Here is a 12,948-nt window from a genome sequence, read left to right on the forward strand (position 1 = left end):
TATGGGCTTCGTAAATAAAGCCAGTTTTATACCCGCTGTACTCGTTGTATTTTTGACCGGGTGTGCCTTAACACAGCCAACATCATCGACAGCACAAAAAGAGCATAAAACACAGCTAACACCAAAGGAGCAACCTAATCCTAAGCCAAGGCCTAAAAGCGAGCCTGTGTATCCGCCTGCACGTTTGGTTATTGCATGGCATGCAGAGCAATGCGGTGGCTTTAAAAGTACGCCGCAGAAGCAGGCGTATGTAGGGCAAAAAGAGTTGATCAGTTTATTTAAATATTTATGTATACACAGTGCCTCAGAACCTAAACAAGCATTAGCATTACTCGAAAGCAGTGATCAAGCTTATTATTGGCCTGATGATATAAAACAGTATTTATGGCTACAAAAACAAAGTGTTCAACATAGTCTAAAGGCCAAGCAAGCCAAGCAGGCCTTAACAGAAAAAATGGAAAAAACGTTGTCGTCACTGGCGGCAATTGAACAACAATTGCTGTTACGCGAAGAAACTAAGGAGCAGTAACCATGGCTGAGATAACAAAACCACGCATATTGTTGGTTGATGACGATGCAAGTTTACTGAAATTACTTGCAATTAGAATCGAATCAAAAGGGTATCAAGTTAGCACGGTTGAGAGTGGTCTGGCTGCGCTGCAGCAATTAAAAATGCAAACCTTTGATGCTGTGATTACCGACTTACGTATGGATGAAATGGACGGTATGGCGCTGCACCGCCAGTTGCAAAGTCGCTATCCGTCTATGCCAGTCATTATGATGACAGCGCATGGCTCTATCCCCGATGCAGTTGAAGCAACTAAGCAGGGGATCTTTGCGTTTATTACCAAGCCAGTTGATAAAGATGAGTTATTTGATAGCCTCGCCAAAGCAATCGAGATCCATGGTGTGCATGGTGATGAAACTCCAACGCAAACAAACATAGTTACGCGCAGCGGTGCCATGTTACACCTCCTTGAGCAAGTAAAGTTACTTGGGCCAACGCATGTTAATGTATTAATTTCAGGGGCGAGTGGCACAGGTAAGGAGTTATTAGCACAGGCGATTCATCAGCATAGTCACGTTAGTGATGGGCCTTTTGTTGCAATTAACTGTGGGGCTGTACCAGGTGAGTTATTAGAATCAGAATTATTTGGTCATAAAAAAGGTGCGTTTACTGGGGCGGTAAAAGATCACCAGGGTTTGTTTCAACAGGCTCAAGGTGGTACCCTTTTTCTTGACGAAATAGGTGATATGCCTCTGAATTTACAAGTAAAGCTATTACGTGTATTGCAAGAAAAAACAATTCGTCCCGTGGGATTTCAAGAAGAAATTCCTATTGATGTACGGATAGTATCGGCAACGCATAAAAACTTACCTGAAGCGATTAATAACCAATTGTTTCGTGAAGATTTGTATTACCGACTCAATGTGGTGAACTTAAAGCTTCCTCCTTTGTGTGAAAGACGGGAAGACATAAGCTTGCTGGCACAGCACTTTGCAAGCGTAATAGCAAAACGTATGAATCAAGATGAAAAGCGTTTTGCTAATGACGCAATGCATGCATTGGTGCGTTATGACTGGCCTGGTAATATTCGTCAGTTACAAAACGTGATTGAACAAGTTGTCGCGCTGACCCCAGGTAATGTAATTGCGGTACAGCTAGTTGAAAGCGCGCTCAATAGCAATGTAAGTAATGCAGAGCCATTATCATTAAACGATGCTAAAAAAGAGTTTGAGCGTGACTATTTAATAAATACGCTAAAAATGGCAGCTGGCAATGTCGCAGAGGCTGCAAAGCTTGCAAAACGAAATCGCTCAGATTTTTATAAACTAATTAAAAAACACAACATTAATGTAGAAAATTTAATCTAGATACAACAAAACCTAGATGCAAAAAAAGGAAAGCGCATGGGGCTTTATTTAGTTTACCTTGGTGGTCGTATACAAGGCTGTCATATCGAAATGCACGATGTTCGATTTGTTGTTGGTGATAAAATTGAAGACACCTACTCAAAGCTAAAAGCGCAGTGGGTGGGTGACAAAGGCAGTGTGCACATGGATAGCTTCATGCATATTCAGCACATTGATGGTTACAAAGTAGAGGTGATAGAAGGGGCTCACGAGCAACCTGAAAAGCTTTATTTTGTTAATTTAGGCGCGTATCGAGCAGACAGTCTTGCCGAACAACATGACTTTGCATTGTATGTTGCGCGCAGCAGTGAGGAAGCAAAGCAACGTGCTAAAGACTCTTTGCTTGCAGGGCTGACACATTTGCACAAAGATGATTTACATGACGTAGATGATTGTTTTGCTATTGATTTACTCGATAGCAACTTGACCCTTAAGCTAACACCAAGTGGGCACTCTCAAGCGATGAAACCCGATTGGTTTGGCTATCACGTTTTATAGTGAATTAATTAGTCATCATTCTCGCTTTTACTGGCAACCTTAAAAGCAATGATGACTAAAGCAAACAGTGCAAAAGGGAGTGCAGCAAGTAAATATTCTACAGTATGGCTATCTTGGTAGTTAGGCTGAAGTAAAAAGTGCCCAGCAACACATAACAAGATTGCCACAAACAAAACAGGCAATAAGATTAACTCTTTTTTTGGCGAGTGATTTTTCATTACATAAGGTCAAATTTCAATGGTGGGGCATTGTAATGAGCTAAGTTAAGCTAGGTCAAATAACTTGGTGACTTATATTGCGCTGTATCAACTTTTTTAGTCGGTATTTTCTTTGATTGCTTTTTAGGCTCTGCGGGTTTATCTGTTACATCATTACAATTATAAAGTGCCATTATGAATTCGATTTCTTCACGTTGTAGCCTTGATTGCATGATGCCCCCTCGAGTCAAATTTGCCTTTTATAGTACAATATACTAAGCCCGCCAATCTGAATTATTGGTGAATAACTAAGCATTAAATTGTTATCAAGTGTAACGCTGTCATCGTTGTTTTATAGGCAAACTTACAGTGAACACCACGCCGCTATCATCTGCGAGATTTTCAGCCTTGACCTGTCCCTCATGGTAATCACAAATTAAACGAACAATATACAAGCCTAATCCCAAATGGGGTTGTTGCTGATGCTCTTGAGTTCTCACTGATACCATCGAATCAAATATATGATCTACTAAGCCCTCTGGTAACAAAGGGCCTTGGTTCACAATTTTTAGAATAGCGTGCTGTTCGTTTTTAGCTAAACTCACCGTTACTTGGCTGTCAGGAGATTTAAACTCGAGCGCATTATTAATCAGTTTATCAAGAAGTTGGGCAATAAACTCCGGGGCCCCTCGCAGGGGCAGTGGTGATTCATAAAGTGATAAATTAAATAATTTCTCGCCATAAGTAATTTGGTAACCTTGCATGCAGCCAGTGATCACTTGAGTGAGATCAAACGTCTCAGCTTCCACATTTTGAATGCTTTGTTCTAGGCGTGTTGCTTCACTCATTGTGGTTATTATTTTACCTAGTCGCTCAACGCCTTCACTGGCGCGCGCGAGGTATTTTTGACTAAACTCAGATTGCGGCTGCATTTGTAAGTTTTCAAGCGATGAGCGCACCACCGCAACAGGGGTACGTAATTCATGAGAAAGGCGTGATGACATATTCTCAAGGTAATCGGTATAACCACTTAAGCGGCTGACAATATTGGCAAAACTACGTGAGAGATCACCAATTTCATCATTTGAATCGGTATACGTTATTTTGCCTGTAATTCGGCCTTGTGCATCAATAGCTTGCTCAGCGTTATCACGTAAACGACGAATACGGCTTGAGATCCGTGATGCAAAAAAGAATAAGGTGACAGTACCGACTAGCATGACAGCTAAAATAACGTTAAATAGTTTCTCGAGCGATTTATTACGAAGAGTACGCACACCATTGGTGGTTTCTTCTGCGATAACAGCACCAATGACCTTATCTTGAATCCAAATCGGGTAGGCTGCTGATAAGATCACCGCCTTGCTATCGGGAGTTAAGCGCCACGATGAAGCGGGTTTCCCGTTTAATGCACTGGCGATATGCGTGCCTTGCATAGCGGCCACATCATGCAAAGTATCAATAAACTCATTTTCAGGGCGAGTTAGTATTTGGTAATAAAGCGGATGCAAGTAATCACGCTCAAATTGTTGCCACCATGTTGTTGCCGGTTTATCTGTGAGTCCATCTGCCCAGACACCATCAGCGTGATGTATAGACCCCGCTTGTGCGAGTACGCGATGGTGGCTATCGACTACCCAAATTCGACTGCCGCTATGGCCCATCCCTTTTAAAATACGGTTTATCTCTGGTGAAGGCACAAGCACCGAGCCAATGTCGTTGGGATTGAGTAGGTTAGACGTTGACATAAGTTGAGGCTCAACTTTGTCATCATCCCAATCTTCAATTGCAAATCCCAGCTTGTTGCCAAGCATGCTTAATGGAAAGCGCAGTTCAATGTTATAGCCCGTTTCTGTGCTTTGAAAATAGCCTTGAATCTTTGTAACAGGCTCGCGGCTGATAGCGTCAAAGGCATTAACCCAGCCATCTTGGCGAGCAGCAATCACGTAATGCTTAAATTCACCTTCGGGGGTCTTTAACATGATTTGTAAGTGATCATTGCGCGTAATACTGAGCGTATTTTTAGCGCGATACACCAACGAGCTATCACGCACCTCAAAGACTGCATACAAATAGTTTTCGTACTTACCAACCATATGACTAAATGCTAAATCAGCGTCTTCGTGCGCGGGGTTTACACGTTGTAAGTAGCGTTTATCGTAATGCCAAAAAAGTGCCCTATAGGGTTGCCAGTCAGCAAGTTTGCCATCAAGTTGAATCGGGTTACTGAGGTTATAGGCATATAAATCACGGCCTTTAACGACCTGATCTAAAAAATTGGTTTGCGAGTCGAATAAGGCTGGCCGTTCATGTAGCGCTGTTGCCAGGGCTCGTGTGGTGCCTACGAGTGTTTTTTCTTGGCCTTGCCTTAAAAACTTTTCCATTTCCCAGACATATTCATAGCCAAGCCAAGGCAGTAAAAACAAAAAGCAAGACAGTAAAATAAACTTACTGCGCAAACCAAATCTGAGCATTAAGCTTGCTCCCAGCGATAACCCATACCGTACACTGTGTCGATACAATCGAAGCTATTATCTAAGGCGATAAACTTTTTTCGGATGCGCTTAACATGGGAAGTAATCGTACTGTCATCGACATAAATTTTTGCATCGCTCATTAATTCATTGCGACTTTTTACATGCCCTGGACGCTGCGCAAGTGAATGCACCATCCAAAACTCAGTCACCGTCAAGTCAACAAGCTGATCGTGCCAAAACACTTGCATACGCTGGCTATCTAATTTTAATAGACCACGATGCAGTAGCGCATCTTGATTAGCCGGTTGTTCAAGTGCATCTAAGCGTCTGAATAAAGCCCCAATTCGTGCGGCAAGGTGCGCCATACTGATATCTTTTGTTAAGTAGTCATCAGCGCCCATGCGCAGGCCACAGACCGTATCAATTTCACTATCACGCGCGGTTAAAAAGATAATAGGCAAGGTTTTCGAGAGCGACCGTAATGTTTGACATAATAAAAACCCTCCATCAATTTCATGCGCTAAGCCAATGTCCACGATGGCCAAATCTGGCAATGACTGGCTAAACGACAGCTCTGCGCTTGCTCGGTCAGCAAACCCAATGACTTGATAGCCTTGTGCGCTCAACATTTCAGTGTAGTTTTCGCGGATGGCTGTTTCATCTTCGACAATGGCTATTTTCTTCATTCTTCCTACTTATTTAGCTTCATAGTCAGCACTATGAATACACTATACCGAAAATTTTACTGTGCGTACTGGCAAAAATGCGATTGCCATTTTTCTGCCACAATTGCTCAGCAGTTTGCCTTTTTTGATCCCCTTTATTGCCATTTCGGCTTGTTTTAATAGCGCTATACCACGTTTGCAACGCCAACCAATAGTTGCCAAACAATTAATGTAAAAGAAAGGATTAAATTATGAAAAAGATCATCATTGCTGCACTTATAACGTCGGCCCTATCAACAAGCCAATTTGTTGAGGCTGTGCCTCAAGCAAAACAAGAAACACCAAAAGAAACAGCTATTGGCCTTAGTGCAGGCGCTGTTGTTGGCGGTTTGATTGGGGGCCCTGTGGGTGCATTTGTTGGCGCATTTGCCGGAGGATTAATCGGTGAAAAAGAAGCCGGTGAGCGTGTTATCGAAGCGCAAAACCAGGCACTTGTTGTTATGCAGCAGCACACCGCAGATTATCAGCAGGTTATTGCTAATAATGCGGTTTTGACTGAGCAACTTGAGAGCTTGAATGATGAGAAAGAGCAATTGCTTCAAGCCCAACTAAATACTTTGCTGGCCATGACCGTTCAATTTAAAACAGGGTCAAGTGAGATAGCCCCGCATTTTGCCAGTCAGCTCGATAAAGTCGCACGGTTACTGATTGAACAACCGCACTTGGCTATCGACTTAAACGGCTTTGCCGACCAACGGGGTGATGAACTCGCTAATTTAATGCTATCTAAGAAACGAGTGAATGCCGTGCAAAGTTATTTAATTAAACAAGGTGTGCCGCACACGCGACTGTCTGCTACAGCATTTGGCGAGAAACAAAGTGTTGCAAGTTCAAATGATTATGAAGATAACGTGTTTGATCGCAGAGTCACACTAACCACACGACCTGTTCAAAACACGCAATTACAGACTGCAAAAAGCAATCGCTAATTCATCTGTCGATGGAGTGACATGTTATGTTGAGTAACCGAACCAAAAGGCTCTTGTCCGTGAGCCTTTTTATCCTACTTTTAGGATATGCTATAAATCCTGCATTAGCCGCTAATGTCAGTGCACAATTACGGTTTTATGATAACTTGCACAGCGAAGTGTCATCAGGCGTTTTAGTCAAAAACGATGTGACGATGACGCTCACAGGTTTAATCAATCATGTGGTTGTTAAGCAGCGTTATCAAAACCCACACCCGTTTGCAGTTAATGCGCGTTATGTATTTCCTTTGCCCGATGAAAGCGCAGTACATGCATTACAAATGCAAATTGGTGAGCGTGTGATTACGGGCAATATTGCACTCAAACAGCAAGCTGAGCAGCAGTTTAAAGAGGCGCAGCAGCAAGGCAAGCGAGCAGCCCTAGTACGTCAGCAACGGGCGAATATTTTCGCAACCGATGTTGCAAATATCGGGGCGGGCGATGAAATTGAAATCACCTTACAGTATCAAGAGATAATTGGTTTTCGTGATGGGGTATTTTCACTGCGTTTCCCAACCACGATTACACCCCGCTATGAACCAAAAACAGCTCAGCTTAAGCCTCATACAAGCGAAAACCCAGAACCTAATTCATCGTCAATGTTGAATCAGAGCGCTCTGGCTTCTGCGTGGTTAAAACCGGTGTACCAACGCACAAATAGTCAGCAGGTTGATGCACATTTAAACTTGGCTATTAACATGGATATTGGTTTAGAGCTTAGTGATATAAATGCAAACCTGAGCGGTATGCAAATTGATAACCCACATTTTGGGCGCTATATACTTGCCCTTAATCGCGATGTACCGATGACACGTGATTTTGAGCTGACATTTAAGCCGCTCGACAAAGAGAGTTCACAGGCTGCGTTTTTTAAAGAAGTCGTCAATGGCGAAGAATATGGACTATTGATGCTCGTGCCGCCAGCGGATCATTTTACCGCACAGGCACGCCTCCCGCGTGAAATGGTCTTTGTAGTCGACACGTCGGGTTCTATGCATGGTCAGTCCATGGAGCAGGCAAAGCACGCCTTGTTTTATGCTTTATCGTTACTCGATGAAAACGATAGCTTTAATATTATTGGTTTTGATAATGACGTTACGGCTCTCAGTGAGTCTGCAATGATTGCCAATGACTTTAATATTCGCCGTGCAGAGCGTTTTATATATGGCTTGCAAGCCGATGGTGGCACAGAGATAAGTAATGCACTATCGAGGGTATTAGATGGCAAACAACATGATGGTTTTGTGCGTCAAATTGTATTTTTAACCGATGGCAGTGTGGGCAATGAAACACAGTTGTTTTCGCAAATTCAAGCTGACTTAGGTGATAGCCGCTTATTTACCGTTGGTATTGGCAGTGCACCAAATAGTTTCTTTATGACACGCGCTGCTGATATTGGTCGTGGTACGTTTACCTTTATTAGTAGCGCCAGCCAAGTACAGCCTAAAATGCAGCTATTATTCGATAAACTCGCTCACCCAGTTGTAACCGAGCTTGTCTTACATGCAGATAACCAAGAGCTTGAGTACTGGCCATCGCCTTTACCCGATCTTTATTTTTCTGAGCCCGTGTTAGTTGCGGTGAAGTTAGCTGGAAATCAACATGTAACCCTGACCGGGCAGACTCTATCAGGACCCCTTAATATTAACTTATCAGCGAATCACGCGGCGCAAGGTGAGGGCATAGCAAGACTATGGGCAAGGCAGAAAATTAAGTCACTCCTGCTTTATAATGATAAAGACAGCGTAAAGTCAGAAGTCGAAACATTGGCACTTCAGCATCATTTACTCAGTCCATTTACTGCTTTTATTGCTGTTGATAACGTCGCTGGGAACGAAATTGCTGAGCGCTCAGTGCAACTAAGAAATAGGCTGCCGAGTGGAATGACATTGCCACAAACAGATGGGCAAAGTCGTGTATTTATAGTGTTTGGCTTGTTATTGGTATCGTTAGCATGGTTATGGCAATGGCGACGTTAAAAAAGGCCTTACCACTGTGTGTGGGGTTGCTTGGCATTTCACTGCTACTCAATGGCAGTTATATGCAAGCCAAGGCGTGGCTTGCCCAGCATCTGATTGAATCAGCTTGGCAACATGCTTTGCTGACGCCAAATGAAAAAGTCAGGCCGTGGTTTTACGCTGACGGTTATGTCACAGCACAACTAAATTGGCCTACTCAGCAGCAACGTTTAACTATTTTAGCGGGGGCGTCGGGGCGTAACTTAGCCTTTGCTCCCGGGCATTTCTTACCCAGTGGTGAACTTTCGAGTGACAATGGGGTGTTAATTGCAGGCCACAACGATACCCACTTTGCATTTTTAAAAAATGTGAAAGTGGGCGAGTCGTTTTCTATGCAGTTACAAAACGGCCAAGTCGTGCACTACCAAGTACGCAGTGTTCGTGTCATTCATCAACACGAGCAGGCCTTTTTAATGCAACCCGGTTTGTATTTATTAACCTGTTACCCTTTTGATTCTTTGGCATCGGGTACCGAGTTGAGATTATTAGTGTCGGCAGACAAGCTCTCATCATCTACGTCAATTTTAAGTTCTTGATGGCGTTGACTGACAATCACGCCCGCAAATACCACACCGATACTTAACCACTGCCAAGTTGTTAGCACTTCCCCCAGTAAGATAGCGGATAAAATTAACGCAAAAATAGGAATCAAATTAGAGTAAGCCGCGGCAGTTAGAACCGATACTTTACTGATGGCATAGTTATACATACCATAGCCGCCTAAGGTCACGCACGAGCCTAAATATAAAATACTCAATAGGGCACTCAAATCATGTTGATTCTCGCTCGGCAGTTCAATAAAGAATAAAAAGGGTGCAAAGAATAGGCTGCCACTAAAGCCTTGTATGGCTATCAGTGTAAGCGGGGAGTAACGTGTTACTAAGTGTTTAACACTGACAGTATAAAAGGCCGCGCAGACCATGGCCATGAGCTCTAAAAAGTTACCCAGTAAAGGGTTTGGCGCTTGCTCGCTACTTGGCGAAAGCAAGGTTAACAAAATACTGCCACCAATACAGAGTGTAAAGCCAACCACAATGGCTTTACTGATGTACTCTTTTAACATTAAGAAAGCTAAAATAGCGACAATAATCGGTAAGCAAGACACAATAACACCCGCTTGCGATGCTGATGTGTATTCAAGCGCATGACCTTCAAATAAGTAATATAAGCAAGGCTCTGCCAGCGACATGCCTATCAAGTATTTCCAGTCGCCTTTTTTAAATTCAAAGCGGATCACAAATCGCCACAAGCATAAACAAATTAAAAGGGTGGTTAACATCCTTAAAAAAATTACCAACACGGGGTCATAAATTGTGATTGCATGCTTTAACGCAATATAGGAACTTCCCCATAAAAAAGTGGCAATTATTAAGCATAAACTGGCAGGCATAGGTGTCGCTTCGTGTGTTAAAAATGAAAAAACGATCCTAGCATGAATTTTTTTAACTTGTTCAAAAACTGTTTGCTGGTATATATAAATTCTCTATTTTATTTACAGAATTAATAACGCAGATGCAAAGGCCACACGTCGTTGTTGTAAAGCTAGGCACAAGTGTGCTGACAGGCGGTACAGACAAATTAGATAAAGCACATATGGTGGAGCTTGTTCGCCAGTGTTGTGAGTTAAAAAAACAAGGTTATCAGGTTGTTTTAGTATCCAGTGGCGCAGTCGCTGCGGGTCGTGAGCAATTAATAACCCCCTGTGGCCGTTCTTTGATCGAAAAACAAATGCTGGCAGCAATTGGCCAAGGTCATCTTATTCATACTTGGCAGAGTTTATTTGCACTCTATGGTATTAATGTTGGGCAGATGCTGCTTACCCGAGCAGATGTTGAAGACCGCGAACGTTATTTAAATGCCCGCGACACACTCAATGCATTGCTTGCGCATAATGTGGTTCCAATCATTAACGAAAATGATGCCGTAGCCACGACTGAAATAAAAGTCGGCGATAATGATAACTTGTCTGCGTTGGTGGCTATTTTAGCAAATGCAGAAAAACTTTTGCTGCTTACCGACCAAGAGGGGTTGTTTACTGGTGACCCGCGCTCTGATGTTAATGCAACTCTCATAAACGAAGTATCACACATTAACGATGAGCTCAGAGAGCTTGCTGGTGGAAGTGGTACAAGTTTAGGAACTGGCGGAATGGCAACTAAACTTCAAGCTGCTGATATTGCTCGTCGTGCAGGCGTTGAAGTGATTATTGCCAAAGGTGCGGGCAAAAATGTGATTTTAAATTGCATGGCTGACAAACTGCCAGGTACTCGGTTTTTAAAATTAACCGCCCCCAAAGATGGTCGAAAAAAATGGCTATTAGCGGGCCCTAAAAGTTCTGGGCAACTGGTGATCGATGATGGTGCCAGTTTGGCACTTCAAGAGCGCGGAGCCAGTCTTTTAGCAAAAGGGGTCAGAGCTGTTAGAGGCCAATTTGAACGAGGTGATGTAATTGAAGTGATATCGAGTGAAGGTCAATGTATTGCAAAGGGGCTCGTTAACTTTAACCATCAAGAAATCGATACAATAAAAGGCTGCCACTCATCACAAATTGCGCAGTTACTTGTGTTTGCACCAAGCAGTGAAGTAATACACAGAGATGATATGATTTTATTATAGTTTTTTAGTAATTTTTATAAATTTAACTACACTAAAGTTACTTATAGTTCTGGGGACTTTTCAATGCAGGCAAACCCTTGCGGACATGAATGGGTTGTGACGATAACACAGCAAGAAGAAGAGCCAGAGCTTGATCAGGCCCTTATCGATGCGGTGGCAGGGTTAGGTGAGTTTTCGCGGTTTGCTGTTTACGTCAATAAATTTTTTAAACCTGGGCTACCTGCACAATTAATTAATAAAGACACCGTGATAGAGAAGCTCTCTGAACACGAGGTCAATGAATTAATAGAAAAAGTCAGTCGCAATAAAATCCGCATTAGCCTTAATTATGGCTGCATTTATACCTATGTGCCTGTTTATCATACGGGAAATGTAGTAGGGGTTTTAGTGATTGAGTCGAATCAAGAGCTCACCGAACGCTGTAGTATGTTAGCAATTTACATGCTAAATATTTACGCTAACCAACTTTCATTGTTGTATAAGTCCTGCCTTGACCCATTGACAGAATTACTTAATCGTCAAACGTTTGATAAAAAAGTGATTGATATTGCGGCGCAAGCCGCGCATGGAGTTACTCACTCAGATGTAAATCACCGCCACTGGTATTTGGCAATGATCGACATTGATCATTTTAAACGTGTGAATGATAACTACGGCCATGTTATTGGTGATGAAGTCATTTTGCTGGTCGCACAATTACTCAAAAATAACTTCCGATTCGAAGATTATGTATTTCGTTATGGGGGAGAAGAGTTTGCCATTTTATTTCAAGCAACCGACGAATGTGATGCGCGCAACGTGTTAAATCGATTTCGTGCGTGTGTCGCTGAGTATCCATTTCCGCAAGTAGGTAGCCTCACTGTAAGTTGTGGTTTTTTGCCTATTTGTGAGTTTGAAATGGTTGCAAGCTTAGTTCAAAAAGCAGATAACGCCTTGTATCATTCAAAGAACATGGGGCGTAATCGCATAACGGCGTATTGCGAATTGGATATTCAAGATAATAAACACAATGATGACTCGATAGAGTTATTTTGAGCCTGTTGCAGCGTGTAGTGCTGTGTTAAAATTGCCCACCTTATTTTATTCAGTATGAGAATGTGAGATGAAGTTTGTCCGCTGGTTGTTAGGCCGCCTTATTTTACTTTTTGATTTTATTTTTACGCCGCGCAGTAAAAAACGTCCTGCTGCAGAGCAAGCACAGCTTGATTTAGTAACATCACAATTTAAGCTATATCAATTCAAAGCGTGCCCATTTTGCGTAAAAGTACGCCGTGCGATTAAACGCCAGGGCTTATCTGTGGAAACTCGTGACGCCAAAGGTAATGAACTCTTTCGCCAAGAGCTATTAGAGCAGGGCGGAAAAATTAAAGTACCGTGTTTACGTATTGAAGAAAACGGCCAAGTAACGTGGTTGTATGAATCAAACGATATCATTGCTTATTTAGATAAAGTCGCTGCATAAAGCGGCTTTTCACTTCGATAATAGCTCATGCTGTGCTAGCATTTGGGCAAATTTTTAATTGTCTTTTGAGAGA

At 42.6% G+C, this 12,948-nt stretch carries 14 protein-coding genes; 9 read left to right on the forward strand and 5 right to left on the reverse strand.

The genetic code is table 11. The features are described 5' to 3' along the window. The first annotated feature begins 1 nt into the window (after position 1). The 3 genes from IT970_RS03635 to IT970_RS03645 are packed head-to-tail and all read left to right on the forward strand — an operon-like array spanning position 2 to position 2,412. Positions 2 to 529 (forward strand): hypothetical protein, encoded by a 528-nt coding sequence (locus IT970_RS03635; RefSeq protein WP_036970678.1) that lies wholly within the window; start codon positions 2 to 4, stop codon positions 527 to 529. 2 nt (positions 530 to 531) lie between these two features. Continuing rightward, positions 532 to 1,875: a sigma 54-interacting transcriptional regulator gene (locus IT970_RS03640; RefSeq protein ID WP_065978059.1), complete on the forward strand. Its 1,344-nt coding sequence runs from the start codon at positions 532 to 534 to the stop codon at positions 1,873 to 1,875. A gap of 36 nt (positions 1,876 to 1,911) precedes the next feature. Further along, a complete protein-coding gene (locus tag IT970_RS03645; protein ID WP_074988889.1) occupies positions 1,912 to 2,412 on the forward strand; it encodes a DUF1543 domain-containing protein in 501 nt (166 codons plus the stop codon). Positions 2,413 to 2,420: 8 nt separating this feature from the next. On the opposite strand, the gene IT970_RS03650 is transcribed toward IT970_RS03645, so the two are convergent. The 4 genes from IT970_RS03650 to pdsR form a co-directional block, all read right to left on the reverse strand. Next, positions 2,421 to 2,630 carry a hypothetical protein gene (locus tag IT970_RS03650; RefSeq protein WP_036970671.1) on the reverse strand — a complete coding sequence of 70 codons (210 nt, stop codon included), beginning with the start codon at positions 2,628 to 2,630 and terminating at the stop codon, positions 2,421 to 2,423. 50 nt (positions 2,631 to 2,680) lie between these two features. Further along, on the reverse strand, positions 2,681 to 2,842 hold the full coding sequence (locus IT970_RS03655; protein ID WP_155950844.1) for a hypothetical protein: 162 nt from the start codon (positions 2,840 to 2,842) through the stop codon (positions 2,681 to 2,683). A 108-nt stretch (positions 2,843 to 2,950) separates the two neighbouring features. Next, positions 2,951 to 5,083 (reverse strand): proteobacterial dedicated sortase system histidine kinase, encoded by a 2,133-nt coding sequence (pdsS, locus tag IT970_RS03660; RefSeq protein WP_036970669.1) that lies wholly within the window; start codon positions 5,081 to 5,083, stop codon positions 2,951 to 2,953. Then, entirely contained in the window at positions 5,083 to 5,772 is a 690-nt protein-coding gene (gene pdsR, locus IT970_RS03665) for a proteobacterial dedicated sortase system response regulator (RefSeq protein WP_036970667.1), read from the reverse strand. Before pdsR ends, pdsS begins: the two co-directional genes overlap by 1 nt. 230 nt (positions 5,773 to 6,002) lie before the next feature. On the opposite strand from pdsR, the gene pdsO reads away from it, so the two are divergent. Genes pdsO through IT970_RS03680 form a run of 3 tightly spaced genes read left to right on the forward strand, consistent with a single transcriptional unit; the run spans position 6,003 to position 9,333 of the window. Further along, complete coding sequence (gene pdsO / locus IT970_RS03670; protein WP_196857613.1) at positions 6,003 to 6,740, forward strand: sortase-associated OmpA-like protein PdsO; 738 nt, start codon at positions 6,003 to 6,005, stop codon at positions 6,738 to 6,740. A 26-nt stretch (positions 6,741 to 6,766) separates the two neighbouring features. Then, positions 6,767 to 8,758 (forward strand): marine proteobacterial sortase target protein, encoded by a 1,992-nt coding sequence (locus IT970_RS03675; RefSeq protein WP_196857614.1) that lies wholly within the window; start codon positions 6,767 to 6,769, stop codon positions 8,756 to 8,758. After that, positions 8,746 to 9,333 (forward strand): class GN sortase, encoded by a 588-nt coding sequence (locus IT970_RS03680; protein ID WP_075594533.1) that lies wholly within the window; start codon positions 8,746 to 8,748, stop codon positions 9,331 to 9,333. Before IT970_RS03675 ends, IT970_RS03680 begins: the two co-directional genes overlap by 13 nt. On the opposite strand, the gene IT970_RS03685 is transcribed toward IT970_RS03680, so the two are convergent. Next, positions 9,240 to 10,187, reverse strand: coding sequence for a DMT family transporter (locus tag IT970_RS03685; RefSeq protein ID WP_036970658.1), 948 nt, complete (start codon positions 10,185 to 10,187; stop codon positions 9,240 to 9,242). The two genes, IT970_RS03680 and IT970_RS03685, sit on opposite strands and share 94 nt — an antisense overlap. A 122-nt stretch (positions 10,188 to 10,309) precedes the next feature. Here IT970_RS03685 and proB point away from each other — a divergent pair, with 122 nt between their 5' ends. From proB to IT970_RS03700, 3 genes are all read left to right on the forward strand, one after another. Then, positions 10,310 to 11,413: a glutamate 5-kinase gene (gene proB, locus IT970_RS03690; protein WP_036970656.1), complete on the forward strand. Its 1,104-nt coding sequence runs from the start codon at positions 10,310 to 10,312 to the stop codon at positions 11,411 to 11,413. 63 nt (positions 11,414 to 11,476) lie between these two features. Beyond that, positions 11,477 to 12,448, forward strand: a complete 972-nt coding sequence (locus IT970_RS03695) for a GGDEF domain-containing protein (RefSeq protein WP_196857615.1) — start codon at positions 11,477 to 11,479, stop codon at positions 12,446 to 12,448. A gap of 67 nt (positions 12,449 to 12,515) precedes the next feature. Continuing rightward, positions 12,516 to 12,875, forward strand: coding sequence for a glutathione S-transferase N-terminal domain-containing protein (locus IT970_RS03700; protein ID WP_036970649.1), 360 nt, complete (start codon positions 12,516 to 12,518; stop codon positions 12,873 to 12,875). Positions 12,876 to 12,948 lie beyond the last annotated feature (73 nt).

The sequence above is a fragment of the Pseudoalteromonas sp. A41-2 genome (genome assembly GCF_015767615.1).
GTDB classification, from domain to species: Bacteria; Pseudomonadota; Gammaproteobacteria; order Enterobacterales; family Alteromonadaceae; genus Pseudoalteromonas; species Pseudoalteromonas lipolytica.

Coding starts and splice junctions, on each gene's coding strand:
- IT970_RS03635 (WP_036970678.1), top strand. CDS start 2: ATGGGCTTCGTAAATAAAGCCAGTTTTATACCCGCTGTACTCGTTGTA.
- IT970_RS03640 (WP_065978059.1), top strand. CDS start 532: ATGGCTGAGATAACAAAACCACGCATATTGTTGGTTGATGACGATGCA.
- IT970_RS03645 (WP_074988889.1), top strand. CDS start 1,912: ATGGGGCTTTATTTAGTTTACCTTGGTGGTCGTATACAAGGCTGTCAT.
- IT970_RS03650 (WP_036970671.1), bottom strand. CDS start 2,630: ATGAAAAATCACTCGCCAAAAAAAGAGTTAATCTTATTGCCTGTTTTG.
- IT970_RS03655 (WP_155950844.1), bottom strand. CDS start 2,842: ATGCAATCAAGGCTACAACGTGAAGAAATCGAATTCATAATGGCACTT.
- pdsS (WP_036970669.1), bottom strand. CDS start 5,083: ATGCTCAGATTTGGTTTGCGCAGTAAGTTTATTTTACTGTCTTGCTTT.
- pdsR (WP_036970667.1), bottom strand. CDS start 5,772: ATGAAGAAAATAGCCATTGTCGAAGATGAAACAGCCATCCGCGAAAAC.
- pdsO (WP_196857613.1), top strand. CDS start 6,003: ATGAAAAAGATCATCATTGCTGCACTTATAACGTCGGCCCTATCAACA.
- IT970_RS03675 (WP_196857614.1), top strand. CDS start 6,767: ATGTTGAGTAACCGAACCAAAAGGCTCTTGTCCGTGAGCCTTTTTATC.
- IT970_RS03680 (WP_075594533.1), top strand. CDS start 8,746: ATGGCGACGTTAAAAAAGGCCTTACCACTGTGTGTGGGGTTGCTTGGC.
- IT970_RS03685 (WP_036970658.1), bottom strand. CDS start 10,187: ATGCCTGCCAGTTTATGCTTAATAATTGCCACTTTTTTATGGGGAAGT.
- proB (WP_036970656.1), top strand. CDS start 10,310: ATGCAAAGGCCACACGTCGTTGTTGTAAAGCTAGGCACAAGTGTGCTG.
- IT970_RS03695 (WP_196857615.1), top strand. CDS start 11,477: ATGCAGGCAAACCCTTGCGGACATGAATGGGTTGTGACGATAACACAG.
- IT970_RS03700 (WP_036970649.1), top strand. CDS start 12,516: ATGAAGTTTGTCCGCTGGTTGTTAGGCCGCCTTATTTTACTTTTTGAT.